At 38.1% G+C, this 22,168-nt stretch carries 21 protein-coding genes; 11 read left to right on the forward strand and 10 right to left on the reverse strand.

The window, feature by feature from the left end; all coding sequences use genetic code 11:
* Positions 1-83: 83 nt before the first annotated feature.
* Complete coding sequence (locus PP182_RS00595; RefSeq protein ID WP_272649389.1) at positions 84-1,595, forward strand: helicase HerA-like domain-containing protein; 1,512 nt, start codon at positions 84-86, stop codon at positions 1,593-1,595.
* Positions 1,596-1,600: 5 nt separating this feature from the next.
* On the forward strand, positions 1,601-2,155 hold the full coding sequence (locus PP182_RS00600; protein WP_272649390.1) for a hypothetical protein: 555 nt from the start codon (positions 1,601-1,603) through the stop codon (positions 2,153-2,155).
* A gap of 18 nt (positions 2,156-2,173) precedes the next feature.
* Here the strand turns inward: PP182_RS00600 and PP182_RS00605 are convergent, their stop codons facing one another.
* On the reverse strand, positions 2,174-2,602 hold the full coding sequence (locus PP182_RS00605) for a winged helix-turn-helix transcriptional regulator (protein WP_272649391.1): 429 nt from the start codon (positions 2,600-2,602) through the stop codon (positions 2,174-2,176).
* A gap of 91 nt (positions 2,603-2,693) precedes the next feature.
* Here PP182_RS00605 and PP182_RS00610 point away from each other — a divergent pair, with 91 nt between their 5' ends.
* The 3 genes from PP182_RS00610 to PP182_RS00620 are packed head-to-tail and all read left to right on the forward strand — an operon-like array spanning position 2,694 to position 4,274.
* On the forward strand, positions 2,694-3,533 hold the full coding sequence (locus tag PP182_RS00610; protein WP_272649392.1) for an alpha/beta fold hydrolase: 840 nt from the start codon (positions 2,694-2,696) through the stop codon (positions 3,531-3,533).
* Positions 3,534-3,593: 60 nt separating this feature from the next.
* A complete protein-coding gene (locus PP182_RS00615) occupies positions 3,594-3,845 on the forward strand; it encodes a DUF7218 family protein (RefSeq protein WP_272649393.1) in 252 nt (83 codons plus the stop codon).
* A 3-nt stretch (positions 3,846-3,848) separates the two neighbouring features.
* The gene (locus PP182_RS00620; protein ID WP_272649394.1) at positions 3,849-4,274 is read left to right on the forward strand and encodes a VOC family protein; all 426 of its coding nucleotides are present in this window, start codon (positions 3,849-3,851) and stop codon (positions 4,272-4,274) included.
* Between the two features lies 1 nt (position 4,275).
* Here the strand turns inward: PP182_RS00620 and PP182_RS00625 are convergent, their stop codons facing one another.
* The 4 genes from PP182_RS00625 to PP182_RS00640 all read right to left on the reverse strand — a co-directional run bounded on the left by PP182_RS00625 (position 4,276) and on the right by PP182_RS00640 (position 8,960).
* On the reverse strand, positions 4,276-5,247 hold the full coding sequence (locus PP182_RS00625) for an aldo/keto reductase (RefSeq protein ID WP_272649395.1): 972 nt from the start codon (positions 5,245-5,247) through the stop codon (positions 4,276-4,278).
* A gap of 207 nt (positions 5,248-5,454) precedes the next feature.
* Complete coding sequence (locus tag PP182_RS00630; protein WP_272649396.1) at positions 5,455-6,483, reverse strand: glycoside hydrolase family 43 protein; 1,029 nt, start codon at positions 6,481-6,483, stop codon at positions 5,455-5,457.
* Between the two features lie 100 nt (positions 6,484-6,583).
* Entirely contained in the window at positions 6,584-7,204 is a 621-nt protein-coding gene (locus PP182_RS00635) for a DUF2306 domain-containing protein (protein WP_272649397.1), read from the reverse strand.
* Positions 7,197-8,960, reverse strand: a complete 1,764-nt coding sequence (locus PP182_RS00640) for an alpha/beta hydrolase-fold protein (RefSeq protein WP_272649398.1) — start codon at positions 8,958-8,960, stop codon at positions 7,197-7,199. Before PP182_RS00640 ends, PP182_RS00635 begins: the two co-directional genes overlap by 8 nt.
* A gap of 175 nt (positions 8,961-9,135) precedes the next feature.
* Here PP182_RS00640 and PP182_RS00645 point away from each other — a divergent pair, with 175 nt between their 5' ends.
* Entirely contained in the window at positions 9,136-9,276 is a 141-nt protein-coding gene (locus PP182_RS00645; protein ID WP_272649399.1) for a hypothetical protein, read from the forward strand.
* Positions 9,277-9,331: 55 nt separating this feature from the next.
* Here the strand turns inward: PP182_RS00645 and folD are convergent, their stop codons facing one another.
* From folD to PP182_RS00665, 4 genes are all read right to left on the reverse strand, one after another.
* Positions 9,332-10,216 carry a bifunctional methylenetetrahydrofolate dehydrogenase/methenyltetrahydrofolate cyclohydrolase FolD gene (folD, locus tag PP182_RS00650; protein ID WP_272649400.1) on the reverse strand — a complete coding sequence of 295 codons (885 nt, stop codon included), beginning with the start codon at positions 10,214-10,216 and terminating at the stop codon, positions 9,332-9,334.
* Between the two features lie 39 nt (positions 10,217-10,255).
* Entirely contained in the window at positions 10,256-11,587 is a 1,332-nt protein-coding gene (gene ffh, locus PP182_RS00655) for a signal recognition particle protein (protein WP_272649401.1), read from the reverse strand.
* 254 nt (positions 11,588-11,841) lie between these two features.
* Complete coding sequence (locus PP182_RS00660) at positions 11,842-12,321, reverse strand: hypothetical protein (protein WP_272649402.1); 480 nt, start codon at positions 12,319-12,321, stop codon at positions 11,842-11,844.
* Positions 12,322-12,389: 68 nt separating this feature from the next.
* The gene (locus PP182_RS00665) at positions 12,390-14,150 is read right to left on the reverse strand and encodes a hypothetical protein (RefSeq protein WP_272649403.1); all 1,761 of its coding nucleotides are present in this window, start codon (positions 14,148-14,150) and stop codon (positions 12,390-12,392) included.
* Between the two features lie 113 nt (positions 14,151-14,263).
* Here PP182_RS00665 and PP182_RS00670 point away from each other — a divergent pair, with 113 nt between their 5' ends.
* The 3 genes from PP182_RS00670 (at position 14,264) to PP182_RS00680 (ending at position 18,342) form a co-directional block, all read left to right on the forward strand.
* Positions 14,264-14,770, forward strand: coding sequence for an RNA polymerase sigma factor (locus tag PP182_RS00670; RefSeq protein WP_272649404.1), 507 nt, complete (start codon positions 14,264-14,266; stop codon positions 14,768-14,770).
* 151 nt (positions 14,771-14,921) lie between these two features.
* Positions 14,922-15,833, forward strand: a complete 912-nt coding sequence (locus PP182_RS00675) for a FecR family protein (protein WP_272649405.1) — start codon at positions 14,922-14,924, stop codon at positions 15,831-15,833.
* Positions 15,814-18,342, forward strand: a complete 2,529-nt coding sequence (locus PP182_RS00680) for a TonB-dependent receptor (protein WP_272649406.1) — start codon at positions 15,814-15,816, stop codon at positions 18,340-18,342. The genes PP182_RS00675 and PP182_RS00680 overlap by 20 nt, the downstream gene beginning before the upstream one ends.
* 4 nt (positions 18,343-18,346) lie before the next feature.
* Here the strand turns inward: PP182_RS00680 and argS are convergent, their stop codons facing one another.
* Positions 18,347-20,128 carry an arginine--tRNA ligase gene (gene argS, locus PP182_RS00685; RefSeq protein WP_272649407.1) on the reverse strand — a complete coding sequence of 594 codons (1,782 nt, stop codon included), beginning with the start codon at positions 20,126-20,128 and terminating at the stop codon, positions 18,347-18,349.
* Positions 20,129-20,252: 124 nt separating this feature from the next.
* Here argS and PP182_RS00690 point away from each other — a divergent pair, with 124 nt between their 5' ends.
* Positions 20,253-20,678, forward strand: a complete 426-nt coding sequence (locus PP182_RS00690) for a hypothetical protein (RefSeq protein WP_272649408.1) — start codon at positions 20,253-20,255, stop codon at positions 20,676-20,678.
* A gap of 62 nt (positions 20,679-20,740) precedes the next feature.
* Complete coding sequence (locus tag PP182_RS00695; protein WP_272649409.1) at positions 20,741-22,168, forward strand: SDR family oxidoreductase; 1,428 nt, start codon at positions 20,741-20,743, stop codon at positions 22,166-22,168.

The following is a 22,168-nucleotide window of genomic DNA, read 5'->3' on the forward strand; positions in this document are numbered from 1 at the left end:
AATGGTATCTTTTTTCAATCATGGCATACATTCTCTTTTTCTATTGCTCAAAAATCTTCTATTTTTAACAAAAAATAAAACGAATGGCTTCCAAGGAAGATTTTTTTGAACATATTGAAAAAGGGTATAGCACCAAAGGAGACTTTATTACCATGGGTGCGGCCATGTTGAACGGTGAAGCCATTAACAGTGCCTTGGTAAAGGTACCCCTCAAAACATTGAACCGGCATGGTCTAATTGCGGGAGCTACCGGAACCGGAAAGACAAAAACCTTGCAGGTACTGGCTGAAAATTTATCGGATAAAGGTATTCCGGTACTTTTAATGGATTTAAAAGGGGATTTGAGTGGACTTGCGCAACCCAGTCCAGGCCATCCAAAGATTGATGAACGCCATGCAAAAATTGGAATTCCTTTTGAGCCAAAACGTTTTCCGGTTGAAATTTTATCCTTATCGGAACAAGATGGCGTAAAACTAAGAGCGACAGTTTCGGAATTTGGGCCTGTGCTACTTTCTAGAATCCTAGATCTTTCCGAAACTCAGGAAGGAATTACGGCCGTTATTTTTAAGTATTGCGACGACAACAAACTACCGCTTTTAGATTTAAAGGATTTTAAGAAAGTGTTACAATATGCTACCGGTGAGGGAAAAGAAGAATTCACAAAAGAATACGGACGCATTTCTACAAGTTCTACTGGTACCATACTACGGAAAATAATTGAGCTTGAACAGCAGGGTGCCGATTTGTTTTTTGGAGAAAAGTCGTTCGATGTAAATGACCTTACACGTATAGACGAAGAAGGTAGAGGCTACATTAACATTTTAAGATTAACGGACATCCAGGATAGACCTAAGCTATTTTCGACATTTATGCTAAGTCTTCTTGCCGAGATCTACGATACCTTCCCGGAACTTGGGGATAGTGAACGTCCCGAATTGATATTATTTATTGATGAGGCCCATCTTATATTTAACGAAGCCTCTAAAGCGCTGTTAGATCAAATTGAGAGTATTGTAAAATTGATTCGATCAAAAGGCATAGGTCTTTATTTTGTAACCCAGAACCCAACCGATGTCCCTAATGAAGTACTGGCTCAATTGGGCTTAAAGGTACAACACGCTTTAAGGGCGTTTACCGCGAGAGACAGAAAGGCCATAAAGCTAACTGCAGAGAACTATCCTTTATCTGAGTTCTATGATACCAAAGAGGTGTTAACATCTTTAGGGATTGGCGAAGCCTTAATTTCAGCTTTGGATGAAAAGGGACGGCCAACACCCTTGGCGGCTACTTTGCTGAGAGCACCAATGAGCCGTATGGATATCCTCACTGAGAATGAATTGAAGGATGTTATTGATTCCTCCAAATTGGTTAAAAAATATGGAGAAGTCATAGACAGAGAGAGTGCCTATGAAATTTTAAACGAGAAAATAGAGAAGGCCGAAGAATTGGCAAAAGAGGAAAAAGAAGAGGCTCAAACGAAAAGAAGAACATCTAATACCCGAAGAAGTACCAGACAAAATCCAGTTATTAAAGTTCTCACCAGTGCTACCTTTATAAGAGGAGTCCTCGGTGTATTAAAAAAAGTGATGCGTTAAAATTTATGAAATCAATCAAAACAATCATTATCCTGTTTTCTTTTATAATGCTTACCCAATGTAAAAAAGAGGAGGATGCAACTTTTAAGATTACCACAAATAATGTAGGCAAACTGGATAAGGCCAGCCTTGCAAGAGACATTGACCTAATTTATGCGAAAGATTCCATTGTTAAAGATACTATAGAATCGAACTTTGGCCATGGCTCCAGTAAGATCAAAATTTTTGAAAAGGGAGGACCATTACTTCTAACACTTACTCCAAACTCCGATAGCATCCCTACAATACAAAACGTATTGATAAACGATAAGCGCTTTAAGACGGATAAGGGTATCAATATTGAGAGTACTTTCAAGGATATTCAGGAGAATTATGAAATCAAAAAAATAATTACATCCATTAATAATGTAGTTATCCTACTAAAGGATAGTGATATTTATTTTACGATTGACAAGGATCAATTGCCCGAAAGTCTTCGCTACAATGCCAATACAAACATCGAAGCGGTACAAATACCCGATGCGGCTAAAATAAAATATATGATGGTAGGTTGGGATTAATAGAAGTAATGAACTACCCTATTTTACTTGAAACTTTTTCTTATTCTTCAAAACCTTAGGGCTATTGATCTGCATCCACTCGGTAAGCTCTATCAATTTGTCTACATAATTTTTACCAAAATTTGTCAATCGATATTCTACACGTATGGGAACTTCGGCATACATCCTTCTGGTTAGATAACCATCGCTTTCCAAAGCTTTTAAACGCTCGCTCAACACCTTATTGGATATTCCATACACATATTTTTTTAGCTTATTGAACCGCAACACCGGAAAAAAACCCAGGTAAAGAATAATTAAGATGCTCCATTTGTCCGAAGCCAGGGAGAGCACATCTCGAACAGGGCACATTTCCGGAGGATTCTTATAATCGATATGCCCGAACATCTTTTTTAATTTTTTTGCCGTCTCAATCTGCTGATTATCAGCACTGGTTACCATTTCCATACTATGTTATTTAAAACTCCCCTGACCTATTTTAAAAAAGGTTTTATTACTTTTGATTACAATTACCTACTAAGTTACAAAAAGTAACCTAATGAAAAAATTACTAAATAGGGTTATTCCTAAATGCTATGGGGCCTTCTTAAACGTATATGTATTTTTTAATCCAAAAAAAGCTGCTGCCAAAGCATTTAAAATATTTTCTAAAGTAAGGAAGGGAAGTGTTTTACCCCATCAAAAAACCTATTTGGACCCTGTGAAGCATAAACGCCTTAATGTTTCCGATCACACGATACAAACCTACCAATGGAAGGGTTCCAGAGAAACCGTTCTATTAGTACATGGTTGGGAAAGCAATACTTGGCGTTGGCATAAATTATTAGAGAAACTCACGGAGGCCGACTTTAATATTATTGCTTTTGATGCTCCCGCACACGGTTATTCCTCTGGTAAATATTTATACGTACCTCTTTACGCAGAAATAGTGGAGCATATGATTCATTCCTTTCAACCCAAGCATTTAATAGGTCACTCTGTTGGTGGAATGACCATCCTTTACAACGAGTATAAAAACCCTAAAACAAACATTAAAAAAATAGTAACAATAGGCTCCCCTTCGGAATTTCATGAAATCATGGCTCATTTTCAAAATCTTTTAGGGTTATCAAACCGTATGTTACAAGCTCTGGAAAAATATATTAAAAAGAGGTTTGGATTTACCATTAGAGAATTTTCTTCCTCTATTTTCGTAAAAGCAAACAACAAAAAAGGACTACTTCTACATGACCGCCTAGATAAAATAACGCCCTACCATGCTTCTGAAAAGGTCCATGCGGTATGGGCCGAAAGTAAATTGATCAGTACAGAAGGTTTGGGGCATTCCATGCACCAAGAAGAGGTAAACGATCAAATTATTGCTTTTTTACAAGAATAATGTACCCTATCCATTTTCATACCCCTTTCACCTTTCATTTTTGGCTATTTTTAAAGAAAAATGCCTAAAGACAAGAAAAGATCCAGAGTTAAGAACGAGGATCAATACGAAGCCTTAGTTGAAAAAGGGTATAGCAAAGAAAAAGCAGCACGTATCGCCAATTCACCCAATTCGGGCAAAAAGGGAGGTAAAGCCTCTAATTACGAGGAGCGTTCCAAAAAAGAGCTCTATGAAAAAGCCAAGGAAATTGATATAGAAGGGCGTTCCAAAATGAACAAAAAAGAGTTAATTTCGGCTTTAAGAAATAACTGAAATATGAGCCACGTGTCACCCTTTCATATTGCCATACCCGTTCACAACTTGGCAGAATGCAGAAAATTCTATGGAGAAATACTAAATTGTAAAGAAGGAAGAAGTAGCGACCAATGGGTCGATTTTAACCTTTTTGGTCATCAATTGGTCATCCACTACAAACCAAAATCCGAAACGGAGGAACTTCACCATAATCCTGTGGATGGGCACGATGTGCCCGTTCCACATTATGGTGTTGTGCTACCTTGGGAAACCTTTGAGAGTTTCTCCGAGGAGCTTAAGAAAAAAAATGTCAAATTCGTGATTGAACCTTATATCCGATTCAAAGGATTGGCTGGGGAACAAGCCACGATGTTCTTTTTGGACCCTGCCGGAAATGCTCTAGAATTTAAGGCGTTTAAGGATATGGGGCAATTATTTGCCAAATAGCCTATTGCGACCAAGAAGTTGGCACCCTGTCCCAGCGATGCTTTTTAAGTTCCGCATAAAGTTCTTTAGGTAGGGACTTACCATCACTTGTTGCGGTATTGGCCAATACATTACGCTGTTTCCTCATTCCCGGAATTGTCGTACCTACATTCTTATTCTCCAAGATAAATCGAAGAGCCATCTCTGCCATGGTCATACCGTCCGGAATTAATGGCCTCAACGCATCAGCATGTTCTACGGATGAATTTAGATTCTCAGGAACAAAATAAGTGCCCCTCCAGTCCCCCTCTGGAAAAGTGGTCTCCTTTGTAATATTGCCGGTTAAAGTACCCTCATCGAAAGGAACACGTGCAATGACTCCAATATCCAGTTTTTCACAAAGTGGGAAAAGTTCGTCCTTAGGAGCTTGGTCAAAAATATTATAAATGACCTGCACAGCATCCAACAATCCTGTTTTAAGCGCTAAAATTCCATTTTCTGGCTCCCAACGGTTCATACTTATACCCATAGCAGCAATCTTACCGGATTTCTTTAAATCCTCAACGGCCCTTTGCCACTCTTCCCTGGAACTCCAGGTATCGTCCCAAGTATGAAATTGCATCAAGTCTATTTGTTCCAGTCCCAAATTTTTGAGGGTTTTATGGGTATATTCCATAATATGCTCCACGGGATATGAGTCTTCAAAGGCGTATTCCGGTTTGGCCGGCCATTGAAAGTTTTTTGGTGGAATCTTACTTGCCGTATATAGTTTTTGCGAAGGATGTCTTTTTACTAGGTCACCCAATAGTTCCTCACTATGACCTTCACCATAACCCCAAGCAGTATCAAAAAAATTGACTCCGTTTTCCACAGCCAAATCCAATGATTTTGCGGATTGTTCGTCATCCGAGGCTTTCCAACCTGCCATTCCCCACATACCATACCCTATTTCACTTACTTTCCAATCTGTTTTTCCAAATCTTCTATAATTCATTACTGGTAATCTTTTTAAATATTCATATTAAATTCTATTACACTTTTGCCTCTAGCTTTTCCGTGTTACATCAGATAAAATAATATAAATGCTATTTCATCAAAAGTCCCGGAATAAGGTCTCGCATCTCGACTGCGCTCGACATGAAGGCTCGACCTGACGCCTCAATCCGTTTTATTATGGACAAGGACTACACTTTTTTATTCACTATTTGATTATCCTTCTCTCAACTCCCTCAAAAGTGATTTTCACTGGTTTAATCGTTCCGTCTTCATTGAATTCCATTTTATCCAGGCAAGTTACTCTATGGTCCCTATCCTCATTGGGAATAGGTCTGCGATGGTACACCATGATCCACTCATCCTTGCCAGGCACATTAATTACCGAATGATGACCTGCTCCAGTAGCAACTTTCTCATCAGAATCCAATACGGTTCCGATACGTTTATAGGGCCCTGTTACGGCATCTGCCATGGCGTACACCACTCTATAACTTCCGTCCGTCCAATTTCCTTCGGACCACATAAAATAATAGATTCCTTTTCTTAAAAACATAAATGGACCTTCAACATAGCCCTCCGGAGTGATCTCCCTGAATAAATTTCCATCCTCCCAAGGAATAAAACCTGTAAAATCCTCATTCAGTTTTCCCAAGTTACAATGACTCCAGCCCCCATAGAAGAAGTAATGGGTTCCATCCACATCTTTAAATACAAACTGATCTATAGGTTGTGCGTCATTATAAAAATCCGAAATCAGTGGTTCACCTAAATAATCTTCAAATGGTCCTCGTGGATTTTCGGCAACTGCTACCCCAATGCCCCCGTAATGGTTAATATCGTTATTAGGGTCGTATGATGACCTTCCTGGTCTTTGAATATCGTTTGCTCCAAAAAATAAATAATACTTATCATTCCTTTCTACAATAGATGGAGCCCATAGCGCCTGCCTTAACCACTTTATTTTTGTAGTATCCAATATATTCTCATGTTTTTCCCATTGAATTAAGTCCTTTGAGGAAAAAGCATCAAAATGTAATTGTTTATCATAATCATCAGAATACGTAGGGTATATCCAATATTCATTACCAAAAACAACACCCTCCGGATCAGCATACCAACCTTCAAATATAGGGTTACCGGACATTGTTATAGATTCTGTCCTTTCTATAGTTGCAGACTTACATCCCAACATCAAAGAAACTGCAGAACACAGTACAAATAGTTTTTTTATCATTTTATGATATTCGAAAATAGATTCAATTATTATAATTCTTTTGGAAGATATTTAATTGATAGCGAATACACCGGTTTAACAAAGTAAAATTCAAGAATTTTCACCCTATTATAAGCCCTTTGCGCCTAACCCAAAAATAAGCAAAAACAAGATTAGGAACCCAAGCCAACCAGGCAACAATTCTATATGCAGGAATAAATGACCCAATAATAAGCGTTAACAAGGGCAACCAAATACGAAGCGTCACTGCACCAAAACATGCGGCGTAACTATAAATCATAAATACCCTATGTTTCTCGATATCACCATTTCTAATGGCCAAATACGCAGAAAGCGTAAAAAACAGCCAAACAACGGCCAAAGAGAAAAAGCCCAACTTCGCTATAAAACCACCCGTAGCATAAAATGCTATAAAACCACCACAAAGTCCGCTAATCAATGCTGTAATCACATAAAGTTTACCTATTGCCCTATGCCTTTCTAAATTTGAATTGCGAAAGCGTTTACTGAATTGAACCCAGCCCACCATAAGTGCAACGCCACCGAATAAAATATGCCCATAAAATCCAATGTTCCAAATAGTATTGGACAGCAGTTCCTTGCTTTTGGATAATAGCAATCCCATTTCTCCTTCTGCAAAAACATAGCTTAACGGATAAAGGCCTACACCAATGGCCAAAAAACCAAAAACAAACCAGGCTATTTTGTTTGTCTTATTCATATCTCCAACTCGTTAAATCGGCATTATTTGGGGCACTTTCAGCAATTCGCTCCATAATCTTTGGCACATACATAGAATTATATCGCAATCTACTTATGGCATTGGGCAATTCGGGGTCACCATTCCAACAATGCTCGGCTCGGTCCCCGTATAGGACCTCCCCATCATAATAGGGCTCCGTTGTACTTTCGAGAAAGTCCTCCATTAAATAGACTGCATTATTGAGGTAGTAGTTATCCATATCTCCACAATATATATGGATTTTTCCCTTAAGATCTTCTCCCAATTTATCCCAGTCGCGCTCCATGATATAGCGCAAATCATAATTTTCTTTCCAATACTCCGCTACATCATGGTCGATAACACCTGTCATTTTATCCCAAATCCTAACGGGATATCCATCTTCACCTTGGGGAGAATAGGTTGCCTCCCAAATATCCCATTGTTGACCGGACCTGGATTTATCACCCAGCACGAGTTCTAAATGATTTCCTTGTTTCAAAGTAGATTGAATGTTACCCAAATAATCCCTATGGGAAGGTACTTCCAATTTCTTGTGAGGGGCATCATAGTAATAAGCGTTTTCATCCTCATAGATATTGGTAAGACAATAGGCCCTAAAATCGATAGGGTCTGGACAAGCGGCAAAACAACCATTATACTCCTCTGGGTATTTAACTTGAACGGCCAATGCCTCCCAGCCTCCGGTAGAACCTCCATATAAAAAGCGTGACCAACCCTCACCCATACCCCGAAATTCCTTTTCAATGTAAGGAATAAGTTCATACGTGATGGCATCACCATAGGGTCCTTGACTGGCAGAATTAACGGCATAGGAATCATCATAATAAGGCGTTGGATGCTGAATTTCAATAATCAACATTCTTGGAAAGTCAGGTTCATTCCATCTTTTGTAAAAATCATAGGCTTCCTGCTGTTGAATAATATTGTAACCCTCCAGGTCAAAACGTTCCGAATATTCTGGCTCCAAGTCAGGATCCGGGGGAGTTGTTCTAAAACCTCCAAAATCACCCGGAAAATGTCCATGAAAAACCATCAAAGGATATTTTGCTTCGGGATGTTCTTCAAAACCTTTAGGTAATAAAACATGAGCTCCCAGGTACATATCCCGACCATAAAATTCTGACAGTTTCTCCGATTTTATTTTTATATGCTTTATCCATTCCGTATCCTCTGGTTCCGGTATCGGTGGAATGACTTGGTCCATTACCACTGAAACATTTTCAATACCAGTGCTGCCCACTCTAATCTTAAATGGCTTGCTATAGAGGTTGCCTGGTGAACTTCGCCACTGCTGACCTTCGCCATTGTCCATAGGTAATTTTACGGTGTGGCCTGTTGCCAAATTGAAGGTTTCATACACATGTAACAGCGCCTGAACATTGTATTCTCCAGGTGGAATCTCTGCCATACTAGAATAGGGATATCCAAATACAGTTTCATCAAAGGTTATCGCCTCACCTGGTGACAAACTATCCACGTTAACGCCGAAAATTAACTGCGTATTCAATCCATCATTTATCTGAAAACGAGGTTCTTTGCTATCGTCCGTAGAGAGCATCAACAGCAATCTTCCATCCATATTATCAGAGCTTGCCGACTCCGTAAAACTTACATCAATATTATAGGTTGATTCCTTTATTTTCTTGCAGGAAGAAAATATAAGAACACAAATGCAACTAAATAAGAAATATCGGGTCATAAGGTCGGTTTTTGGATTAAAAAGGTAGTCCATTTTACCAACAATCCAAAGTAGTCCCGATTTTTAGTTTGATAATATCTGAATGAAGAACTATTAAAAAGGAAAGCTTAAGGCTCGATTATACCAATACACGAATTTTTACGTTTTATGTTTGGCTGAGATTGAAACATTTCATGCTAAAACTTGAAGGACCCCAATTCTTAAGACTATGAAAAAACTAATGGCAATATTAATTATTTTACTCGCTATTTTTGCCGTAAGTAGCTGCGATTACGATGACAGTGATGATATTGATATTCTTACACCCAATGATTCTACGGAGACCGGGATAGAGGCTTCTAAACATTAAAATTAAAAACCTAATAAAGCAACTGTAGGGTAAAATACTTTCCCAAAAGCTATTTCTAATTTTTACTTGTATGCCTTTCTCTCGCTAACAACGTATTTTTAAGTAGCATAGCAATGGTCATGGGACCTACCCCACCTGGTACTGGTGTGATATATGAGGCTTTTTCCTTCACCTTTTCATAATCCACATCACCGGTAATATAATATCCCTTTTCACGGGTTTCGTCCGGAACACGGGTTATGCCCACATCAATTACGGTAACACCTTCTTTTACCATATCGGCTTTTAAAAATTTAGGAACCCCCAAAGCTGAGATTATAATATCCGCCTGAAGGGTCAACTCCTTTAAATTTTTGGTTCTACTATGTGCAAGGGTTACGGTAGCATTTCCTGGATTTCCTTTTTGGCTCATTAATATACTAATGGGCCTACCTACAATATGGGACCTACCTATAACTACGGTATGCTTACCCTCAGTATCCACGTTATAGCGCTTAAACAATTCCATGATACCAAAGGGAGTAGCAGAAATGAAGGTTTCCATATCCAAGGCCATTTTTCCAAAATTTGTAGGGTGAAATCCATCTACGTCCTTGTCCGGGTCAACGGCCATAAGGACTTTTTCCTCATCGATATGTTTTGGCAATGGAAGTTGAACAATATAACCATCAATCTCCGGGTCATTGTTCAATTGTCGTACCCTATTCAATAATTCGTCTTCAGTAGTCTCTTCGGGGAGATGTATCAAAGTAGACTCGAATCCTATCTTTTTACAAGATCGTACCTTACTGCCCACATAGGTTAAGCTTGCACCGTCATTACCCACCAAAACAGCAGCCAAATGAGGTACCTTCTCCCCTCGCTTTTTCATTTGTGCAACCTCAACGGTTATTTCTTCTTTTATCTGGTTCGATACTTTTTTTCCGTCAAGTATTTCCATGTTGGCCTTTTACTAAATTATTTTTGGTAACTATTATTCTTAACGGCCCAGACCGCTCATCATTTGCATCATTTTTTTACCGCCACCACCTTGCATCATCTTCATCATTTTGCTCATCTGGTTAAACTGTTTTAGAAGTTGATTTACTTCCTGTACCTCTCTACCACTACCTTTGGCAATGCGTTTTTTTCTACTTGCATTTAATTTTGATGGATTAGATCTTTCATCAGGGGTCATTGAATATATAATCGCTTCAATATGTTTAAAGGCATCATCATCGATATCCATGCCCTTGAGCGCTTTTCCGGCACCAGGAATCATCCCCATGAGGTCTTTCATGTTACCCATTTTCTTTATTTGCTGAATCTGTCCTAAGAAATCATCAAAACCAAATTTGTTCTTGGCTATTTTCTTCTGAATCTTTCTTGCTTCCTCTTCGTCAAATTGTTCCTGAGCCCTTTCCACCAGAGAAACTACATCTCCCATTCCCAGAATACGATCCGCCATACGCGATGGGTAGAAAACATCTATGGCCTCCATCTTCTCACCGGTACCAATAAACTTAATCGGTTTGTTTACCACCGATTTAATGGAAATGGCAGCACCGCCTCTGGTATCACCATCCAATTTGGTAAGGATAACACCATCAAAATTTAAAAGATCATTAAAGGCTTTTGCCGTATTTACGGCATCTTGTCCTGTCATTGAATCTACTACGAACAAGGTTTCCTGTGGTTTTATCGCCTTGTGGATATCGGAAATTTCGTTCATCATCTTTTCGTCTACGGCCAAACGACCAGCAGTATCAATAATGACAACATTGTTTCCTTCGGCCTTTGCCTTTGCTATACCCGCTTTTGCTATGGCTACGGGGTCTTTATTTTCCCTATCCGAAAATACGGGTACGTTAATTTGTTCACCGACCACATGCAATTGGTCTATCGCTGCAGGACGATACACGTCACAAGCCACCAATAATGGGTTCTTGGATTTTTTAGTCTTTAAAAAGTTGGCAAGCTTACCGGAAAAGGTCGTTTTACCAGACCCTTGCAAACCGGACATTAAAATGACCGAAGGATTGCCGGAAAGGTCGATGCCTTCAGACTCACCCCCCATTAACTGTGTCAGCTCATCCTTGACAATTTTGACCATCAATTGGCTTGGTTGCAGGGTATTTAGAACATTTTGCCCCAAAGCCTTTTCCTTCACTCTGTTGGTGAATTCTTTGGCTATTTTAAAATTGACATCTGCATCTAGAAGTGCTCTACGAACCTCTTTGGTAGTCTCTGCTACATTAATTTCCGTTATCTGCCCGTGACCTTTAAGTACGTGAAGGGCCTTATCTAACTTATCGCTTAAATTATCAAACATCCTATTATAATTTATGGGGAATGCAAATTTAAGAATATCATCGCCAAATGGGCATAAACACTACGAAAATCTATAAAACAAAAAGAGCATCCAAATATTTGGATGCTCTTCGTTCTGGGATGTGGGGCAAAAAAGGTATTAAATGTTAATCATTTCAATAATACTCCCAGTTAAAACCTCCATCAACACCACCAACGAGGCCCAACTCTTTACTGTCGGCGGTGTGTTTTTGGATGTTTTTTTATCTAAAAATCTTAAATTTTCTCAAAAACCAATCGATCAACGCTTCCATCACCTCCGCTCTCGTCCACAAGCTCTATTCTAGAGCTACTATAAGAAACGATTTCCCAATCCTCAGAAATCTCAGCGAAGTTTACCGGTGAAGAGAAAAATATATTAAAGTCAATATCATCATCCGAGCTACTATCATCATCACTACTATTGGAGTCTGAAGTAATGCTCCAAGCACCTGAAAGAGATGTTTCACCGTTATCCGCACTTAGTTCTCCCGTAGCGGCAAAGACAAAGGTGTAATCTGTAAAATAAGAAGTTTGATTAACCCCATCTTCTTCAAAAAGGGTTATTACCCAGTTACCGGAAGTTACGGTAGACTTGATATCTTCCACATTGGCAATGGAATTCATATCGTTCGAATCATCAGTTGATTCACATGATGTAAAAAACAAACTAGCATAAACGATAACAGCTAAACTTAAAAATTTTAATCTTCTCATTCTATTTTTAGTTTTAAGTGGTATAAAATGAGTCCATCGGGTTTATTCCCGATGGACTCTTCAGAAATTTATTTTTCTAGAACCAAAACACTCACGGTACCATCACCGCTAATGTCCTTTAGCTCCAATCTACCTTCTTCTACGGAGACAAAATCCCAATCATCGGTCAATTCATCAAAAGGCATGTTATCTCCAAAGTTTAGATAGACCTTAAGTTTTTGATCTGCATTTCTAATTACTCTCCAAAGTCCGGCTCCAAAAGTTTCGCCACCTTCTTTGATTGCTATTTGGTATTCCGTCATAAAATTGACACTATAACCGCCATAGCTATCTGTTTGGTCATTATCACCCTCAACATAAGAAGCAACACTCCAGTCACCACCCATCATAAAGTTTCTAATTTCCATAACATCCCCATCTCCGGCATTGTCATCACAAACACGTTGTAAAATAAGTTCATAATCAATTTCATCCACTTCGAATTTTAATCTACTGTTGGTCAACTCACGGATTGGCCACTCAAAACTAACTCCTGGCTCATCTCCCATAGTAATTGCCATTACCAACTTAGCTTCCGTATTTAGGGCAACCTCCCATGTACCTTCGGATGTATTTATCCCGTTGCTCAAGGTAATTACACCATCGGTCATGAATTTGAACTCATATCCCAATAAACGGTCAATCTCTTCTCCTTGATTTTTCACTTTTTTTATCACCCATTCACATTCTTTAAGTATTTCCCTTAAAGAATCTGGATCGTTTTCATTAGGATTATCACCACAAATCTGTTTCATGATAATTCGATTACCCTCACCATTGTAAAGTTTAATCCTTCCTTCTTCAATCTCATAAATTCTCCATTCCAAGGTAAAATCCACCAAAGCTTCGAATTCCATGGTCAATATTGCACCATTATCGTCCATCGAGGTACTCCATGTACCATACAAAAACTGTTCTGAACCTGTAATTGCTGTGACTTCTCCGTTTTCCTTGAAATTTAAAGCATAGTCAAAATACTGATCGGTTTGATCAACATCGTTTCTGTCAAATTCTTTTATGAACCAAGGGCACTCCATTAAATAAGCATCAAGACGTTCCTCGTCAAAATCATCATCGTTATAATCATTGTCATCATCTTCATCACATGCATCCTTGGCATTTCTAATGTTCATTGCCAACTCTTCATTACTGTTTACCTCCACTTTAGAACCATCGTACAATTCTAGCGTAATGGGAAAATCAAAGCTTACAAGATCGTTGTCCCCTAAACCTTTAAAGAAAAGTCTCAGATCCATATCACTTTCAACAAACACCTCTCCCGTTTGTTCTAGATTGATGTCGAATGTATAAAGGGTCATAGGGTATACAAAATCTATGCATTCAATATCATCGTCTTCTCCACCTTCCTTACATTGCTCAGCCAACGCTCTTAAATCTTCTAACCCATTTATGGTAATTTCAGTAAAATCACCAGAGGTAATGGTAACAGGAAATAATATTTCCAAGAAATCTTCGTCATCATCTAAAGAATCAAAAATTTCCTCGATCAATTTCAAATCTGCTCGTGCATTTATGGTCAATTCCAATCCATTTGCCTCTACGGTGTATGGAAACTTAATATCATAACAACTAGTGCCATCTACAATATTATCAAAAGACCCATCTTTTGTCGCTGTGTTCTGTATGAGAACTGCGGTTGAAGAACTTGCGGTAATTGCCGCCTGGTCTTCACCAGTATTAATCTCTTCGAATTCATCTTGACATGAAGTAAAACTCAATGCCATAATAACTAAGCTTAGGTAAGCTGCATAACTCAAAAACTTTTTCATAACGATTTGGTATTGTTTGTTTATTCAGCATTAAAACAATTGACTTTAAAAAAACCCTACCTACATTTTTATTTTTTTTAAAATATCTTTGGTAAAAACCAGTCAATCTGAATATGGACGACCACCAAAATGTCTGTAAGGAAAGTACGTATAGCGAATTGTTTCATGCTCATTCAAAAACGATTTTCAATTACATATATTATAAGTTCGGTAACAAGGAAAAAGCACATGATGCCGTGCAGGAAGCTTTTGTAAAACTTTGGGAGAACTGTGCAAAGGTTACCCCGGGAAAAGCCAAATCCTACTTATACACAGTTGCAAACAATCTGTATTTAAATGTAATTAAAGCTGACAAGGTTAGGCTTAAATATGCCGATAAGACCCTTAAAACAATACATGAGACGCCAGAATTTATAATGGAGGAGAATGAGTTCAAGGCAAAGTTGGATAAAGCTCTTAACGATTTGCCCGAAAATCAACGGTCCACGTTTTTATTAAATAGAATTGATGGTAAAAAGTATGCAGAGATTGCCGAATTGGAAGGTGTAAGTATTAAGGCCATTGAAAAACGGATGCATTTGGCATTAAAAACACTAAGGGAAAAAATTGATGGAATTTAACTATGATAGTCGATATCATGAATAATTAATTTTCTGTAAAATCGATTTGATAAAGAAAAATTATAAATGGCGACGATTGAATACTGTATACTGAAATAAAAAGTAGGGTTTTTCAATCGATAGTTGTTAATAAGGTATAACGCTAGAAATCATGCAAGAAAATTACTTGGCAAAATGGCTTAACGGTGAGCTTTCGGAAAAAGAGGTTTCCGAATTTAAAAAGTCCAAAGAATACGCTTCTTATCTTAAGATTGCGAATGCTTCCCAGGATTTACGGGCACCGAATTTCGACGTGAATCAATCTTGGGAACTCCTACAGGCACAAAATGCCCAAAAGCATCCAAAAGTGATTACTATATCTCCGTTTAAATCCTTCTTAAGGGTGGCTGCAGTAATTGCCGTATTACTTACTGGTGCCTATTTTTATATCAATACCCTTGACGATAACATCAAGACGCAACTAGCTGAAAACAAGGAGATAATTTTACCAGATAATTCTGAAATTCTTCTAAATGCAGAATCGGAACTATCCTACAGCGAAAAAAATTGGGATAGTAAAAGAGCTATTAAATTAGAGGGCGAGGCATTTTTTAAAGTGGCCAAAGGTAAAAAATTTACCGTTACTACCGACCAAGGAACAATCGCTGTATTGGGTACGCAATTTAATGTTGAGAACAGGGACGGTTTTTTTGAAGTAACTTGTTTCGAAGGCTTGGTCAGTGTTACTATTGATGGGGAAGAGCAAAAGCTTCCGGCCGGTAATTCCATCATTTCACTCAACGGTAATATAACAAAGTCACAAGTTGAAATCAATGGACAACCCTCTTGGTTAAATCAAGAGAGTTCCTTTAAAAGTATTCCTTTGAAATACGTACTTGCGGAATTTCAGCGACAACATAATATAGAAGTCGAATTAAAGGATATAGACGAAAATCTGCTATTCACAGGAACCTTTAGTAACATCGATAGAGATTTAGCGTTAAAAAGCATAAGTACCCCTCTCCAAATAAAGTTTAAATTAGAGGGAAACAAAGTGCTATTCTATGAAGAAAGCGCCCCTTAAAAAGCTTACGGTCCACCTCACACTACTCTTCCTGGTGTTCCTTGGGAACATAAGTAGTGCACAGGAAAAAACCATCAAAGAGATTACGATTATAGATTATCTCCATGAACTGGAAAATTCATTTAGCGTTAAATTTTCCTTTATCGATGCAGATTTAGTCGGATTGCAAATTCCAAAATCCAATACGGATGACTTGGAATCTTCATTGAAGCACATCTTACGGAATACCCCACTGGAAATACAAAAATTAAGTGAGCGTTATTATTCAATAATACTTAAAAACAAACTTTCAATTTGCGGGACAGTCCTCGACAATTTTGAAGATAATGCCATTTCTGGAGCTACTATACGAGTATTGGATGGTAAAAAATCGACCATTTCAGATAACACAGGGACATTTTACTTGGAGGATGTACCTAGAAACTCGGTTATACAAATCAGCCACTTGGGTTTCAAACCCTTTTTAACCAAAGCTGAATACCTCATCAGTTCCACTCCCTGTGCTACGATTACTTTAGCCCTTAGTTATCAAGAGTTGGAAGAAGTGGTTGTTTACAAATTTCTTACAGATGGTCTAGCTAAATTTTCTGACGGAAGTATACAAATGAATACGAGCGAATTTGGTATACTACCCGGACTCATTGAACCGGATATATTACAAACAGCCCAATCCCTTCCCGGTATTAAAAGTGTTGATGAAACCGTTTCGGACATCAATATTAGAGGAGGTACCAATGACCAAAACCTGATTCTTTGGGATGGAATTAAAATGTACCAGTCCGGTCATTTTTTTGGTCTTATATCGGCTTTTAATCCTTACTTAACGGATAAGATTACGATTATAAAAAATGGCACTAGCTCAATTTATGGGGATGGTGTCAGCGGTGTCATGGATATGCGCACCAAAAATTCCATTGAAACCAGTTTTTTTGGAGGTGCAGGAATTAATCTAATCAGTGGTGATATTTTTGGTCAAGTCCCTCTTGCCGAAAATTTAGCTATACAATTCTCCGGTAGACGTTCCCTTACAGATTTTTTGCAAACACCTACATATAATACCTTTTCGGAAAAAGCCTTTCAAGATAGTGAAGTAAATACCGATAATGACTTTTTCTTTTACGACTTTACGGGCAAGTTGTTGTACGATATCAGCCCCGATCACAAAATTAGGTTGAGTCTTATACATATCAACAACGACCTTGACAATATAACAACGAATACCAATGATAACGAGGCCACAGAAAGTTCCTTGGACCAAATCAACATTTCCTTCGGCGGAAGCCTTGAAAGCGAATGGACAGATAACTTTTACACCCAGGCGAACCTCTATTATACCCAATACAGGCTCACGGCCTTTAGTATTACGGAAAATGCGTCCCGGCAATTATATCAAAATAACCTCGTAAAGGAATCCAGTGCAAAATTCAATACCATTTACAAAATAGCACCCACTTTACAATGGACGAACGGATATCAATTCACGGAAACCGGTATTGAAAACATTACCAGAATAAACCAACCCTTCTTTGAAAGCAGTATAAAGGGCGTCATAAGGTCGCAAAGCCTATATTCAGAATTTCGCCTTGAGACGGAAGACAAAAATTTCTTTGCCCAATTTGGGGGAAGGCTTAATTATATTGCAAACATCAATACTTTTGAACAAGTATTGGTAGAACCCAGATTAAGTATCTCCTATGAGTTCGCCCCCTATTTTAAATTGGAGGCCTTGGGCGAATTCAAGAGCCAATACACCAACCAGATTATTGACCTCGAACAAAACTTTTTAGGCCTGGAAAAAAGAAGATGGACCCTTGCAGATGGCAATGTCCTACCTATTGTCCAAAGCAAACAAGGTTCTTTTGGCATCAACTATGATGAAAACCGCCTCTACATAGGTGTTGAAGGCTTTTATAAAAAGGTTACGGGTATCAACGTATATACACAAGGGTTTCAGAACCAAAACCAGTTCAATGGTGAAATTGGACAGTATCTAATTAAGGGCGTCGAATTTCTAATAAACAAAAAAACCAATGACTACAGCGCTTGGTTCAGTTATGCATACAATGACAACAATTACACTTTTGAAACTATAACACCCCCTAACTTCCCAAATAATCTAGAACTTAAACATTCCTTTACCCTGGCAGGAAATTATAACTATAACAATTTTAAGCTGGGTATTGGATTTAATTATCGATCAGGAAGACCATTTACAGAACCCAGTACAAATAACCCGGTCAATACGAGTGTAGTTCCAAATGAAATCAATTATAATACTCCAAATAGTAGTAGCTTACCGGAATATTTTAGAGCAGATGCCTCCGCTACCTATGATTTTAATATAAGTAGTTCCATAAAGGGATCAGTGGGAGCTTCCATACTGAATTTCACCAACAGAAAAAATATACTGAACACCTATTACAGACTCAATGAAACGAATGAGATAGAAACTGTACAACGTGTGTCTTTGGGCGTTACTCCCAATGCCAGTTTTCGAGTTAATTTTTAAAATCCTACATTCTTTCAGGAACCTCTATACCTAGCAATTTGAATGACGCTTGTATTGTATCCCCAACTTTTTCGGACAATTGCACCCTCAATATCTTCTTCTCCTCGTCTACTTCACCTAAAATGGAAACCTGTTGGTAAAAAGAATTAAACTCCTTTACTAGGTCGTAGGTATAATTAGCGATCAAGGCGGGACTATAGTTTTCCGCAGCTAGTTGAATAGTATCGGGGAATAACTGAATTTGTTTTATCAGCTCTTTCTCCTTAGGGTGTAGTTCAGTGATCTTTGCGGTGGATTTTTTCTCTACGTTCATCTCCTCCGCCTTTCTTAAGATTGATTGAATCCTTGCATACGTATATTGAATAAAAGGACCGGTGTTACCCTGAAAATCCACCGATTCTTCGGGGTCAAATAAAATTCTTTTCTTTGGATCAACTTTAAGTATATAATATTTCAAGGCACCTAAGCCTATCATCTTATACAATCGTTGACGTTCTTCTTCGGAATACCCTTCCAGCTTGCCCAACTCCTCCGAAATATCCCTAGCAGTTTTGGTCATATCGGCCATTAAATCATCTGCATCCACAACAGTTCCTTCCCTGCTCTTCATTTTACCGCTTGGAAGATCTACCATTCCATAGCTTAAATGATACAACTTCTCTGCCCATGAAAAGCCAAGTTTTTTTAAGATTAAGAACAAAACCTTAAAATGATAATCCTGTTCATTTCCTACGGTATACACCATACCATTAATATCAGGATGATCCTTGACACGTTGAATGGCCGTGCCAATATCCTGTGTCATATAAACAGCAGTTCCATCGGAGCGAAGTACAATTTTCTCGTCAAGCCCTTCATCGGTCAAATCTATCCACACACTACCGTCTTCCTTTTTGTAAAAGACACCTTTCTTTAGTCCATCAGCAACAACATCCTTACCCAGTAAATAGGTATCACTTTCGTAATAATAGGTATCAAAGTCTACTCCGAGATTTTTATAGGTTTCTTCAAAACCAGCATAGACCCAACCATTCATTTTCTTCCATAAAGCTACAACTTCCTCATCTCCAGCTTCCCATTTCTGAAGCATTTGTTGGGCCTCCAATAAAATCGGCGCTTCTTTTTCTGCTACTTTTTTATCTATTCCTTCAGCTATGAGTTCGGTAATTTCTTCCTTATAGGCTTTATCAAAAGCGACATAGTAGTTACCAACCAACTTATCCCCTTTTATACCGGTTTTTTCTGGAGTTTCCCCATTCCCAAATCGCTGCCATGCCAACATACTCTTGCATATATGGATGCCACGATCATTAATGATCTGAGTCTTGTAAACTTTCTTCCCCGAAGCTTTTAAAATCTCGGAAACAGAATAGCCCAACAAATTATTACGAATATGCCCTAAATGAAGCGGTTTGTTCGTATTTGGCGAAGAATATTCTACCATTACGGCATCGGTCGATGTTGGTACTAAACCGAAGTTGGTGTCGTTCTTTATTTTGTTGAAAAATTCAAGATAAGACCTATCCGATATAATTATGTTCAGAAAGCCTTTTACCACATTAAAGCCAGCAACCTCCTCCATCTCCCTTTCCAAAAAGACACCTATCTTTTCTCCTATTTGTAAGGGGTTGCCTTTAATTTGTCTTAGCATCGGGAAAACTACTACGGTTATGTCCCCCTCAAAATCCTTTCTCGTCGGCTGAAATTCTATAGAAGATAATTCTACATCATAAGCGGCCATGACCACTTCTTTCACTTTCGCTTCAATGACACTCTCTATATTCATCAGCTTGGAATTAAGGCTGCAAAACTAAGCATTTTTTGTCCTTTTATAGGCAATGCCTGTTCATTCCTCCTTCTTTTCGTTAACTTTAATTAAAAATGACAAATAGTTATGAAAGAAGAAAGTTATGATATTAAATGTCTCCTATAACAATAAGTCCATTACCCGTAAAATTGAAAATGAAGTTGGCAAGCCCTTTACCCTTAAAGAGCGGTGGGCAATAGGAGGTATTGGGTCTCCAAGACTTATCATTACAGAAACTAGTTTAGAAATAAATAATCTGCTTATTTTAGATAATAATAGGGACACCTGTAATATAGAGCTTAGACCAAAAGGCATTATTGTTAGGTTCAGATCTCTATTGGAAACCTTTGCCCTAATTATTCCGTTCTACAAACTAACCTTATATAAAGGAGAATCCTCGGTTTACTCTATTTACAGAGACAATTATTTCATTAAGGTAGCTTCTGACACCAAAGCCGTTCAGAAATTTTTCAAAAAGCTATTGGCGTATAAAGCAGATAATGCACCCACCTCATTGGAAGATTTGTAATATTTCCTAGAAGGAATTTCAATATTACACCAAAACATATAAATGAATAAAGTCTCTAAATCATGAAAATCTTACTCACTGGTGCCAATGGTTATATTGGAATGCGCTTACTACCGCAATTGATTGCCGCAGGCCATAACATGGTATGTACTGTCCGGGATATTGGTAGATTTTCTATTGATGAGGAGACGAAGGGTAAAATAGAAATTATCGAAATAGATTTTCTTAAGGAGGTCATCCAAGATAAACTTCCCAAAGATTTGGATGCAGCTTATTTCCTTATTCACTCCATGAGCTCTTCCACAAAAGATTTTGATGAAAAGGAAGCCGAAATGGCAAGAAATTTTAACGCCTATATCAACCAAACCAACATAAAACAGGTTATTTATTTAAGTGGTATCGTTAACGATAAAAAACTATCGAAGCATTTGAGCTCTAGGAAAAATGTAGAAGATATTCTAAATAAAGGTAATTTTTCATTGACCGTATTACGCGCTGGTATTATTGTAGGTTCAGGAAGTTCTTCCTTTGAAATTATTCGGGATCTCTGTGAAAAACTACCCATAATGATAACCCCAAAGTGGGTGCTGACTAAAACCCATCCAATAGCCATTAGGGATGTTATTGCCTTTTTGACGGGTGTTTTAGGTAATCAAAAGACGTATGACTCCTCCTTTGATATAGCTGGACCAAATGTACTTACCTACAAGGAAATGTTGCATCAATATGCTGACGTTCGCGGATTCAAAAACTGGATTTTTACGGTTCCGGTTATGACTCCCAAACTTTCCTCCTACTGGTTATATTTTGTCACCTCAACCTCTTATAAGTTAGCACTGAACCTAGTTGATAGCATGAAAATTGAGGTTATAGCCCAAGACAACGAACTTGCAGATTGGTTACAGATAAAACCCCATAGCTACAAAGAAGCTATAGCACTTGCCTTTAAAAAAATAGAGCAGAATTTGGTGATTAGCAGTTGGAAAGACAGTATGGTGAGCGGACGTTTTAACAAAAGCTTGGAAAAATATATACAGGTACCCAAATACGGTGTTCTAAAGGATGAGCAGACAATTAAAGTTGACGACCCTAAAAAAGTAATGGATAATATTTGGAAAATTGGAGGGGAACATGGTTGGTATTACGGTAATATGCTATGGAAAATCAGGGGGTTTTTGGACAAATTAATAGGGGGTGTAGGACTAAGAAGGGGTAGAACGCATCCGGATAAAATATATTCAGGTGATTCATTGGATTTTTGGCGTGTGTTATTAGCGGAAAAAAAGAAAAAAAGACTTTTGCTTTTTGCTGAAATGAGACTACCCGGAGAAGCTTGGTTGGAGTTTAAAATTGATGAGGATAACGTATTGCATCAAACCGCTACGTTTCGTCCAAGAGGGCTCAAAGGAAGATTGTACTGGTATTGCCTAATTCCTTTCCATTATTTTATTTTTGGAGGAATGATAAAAAACATTGCAAAAACGAGTTAA

It is taken from the genome of Maribacter sp. PR1 (genome assembly GCF_028464145.1).
Taxonomy (GTDB): Bacteria; Bacteroidota; Bacteroidia; order Flavobacteriales; family Flavobacteriaceae; genus Maribacter.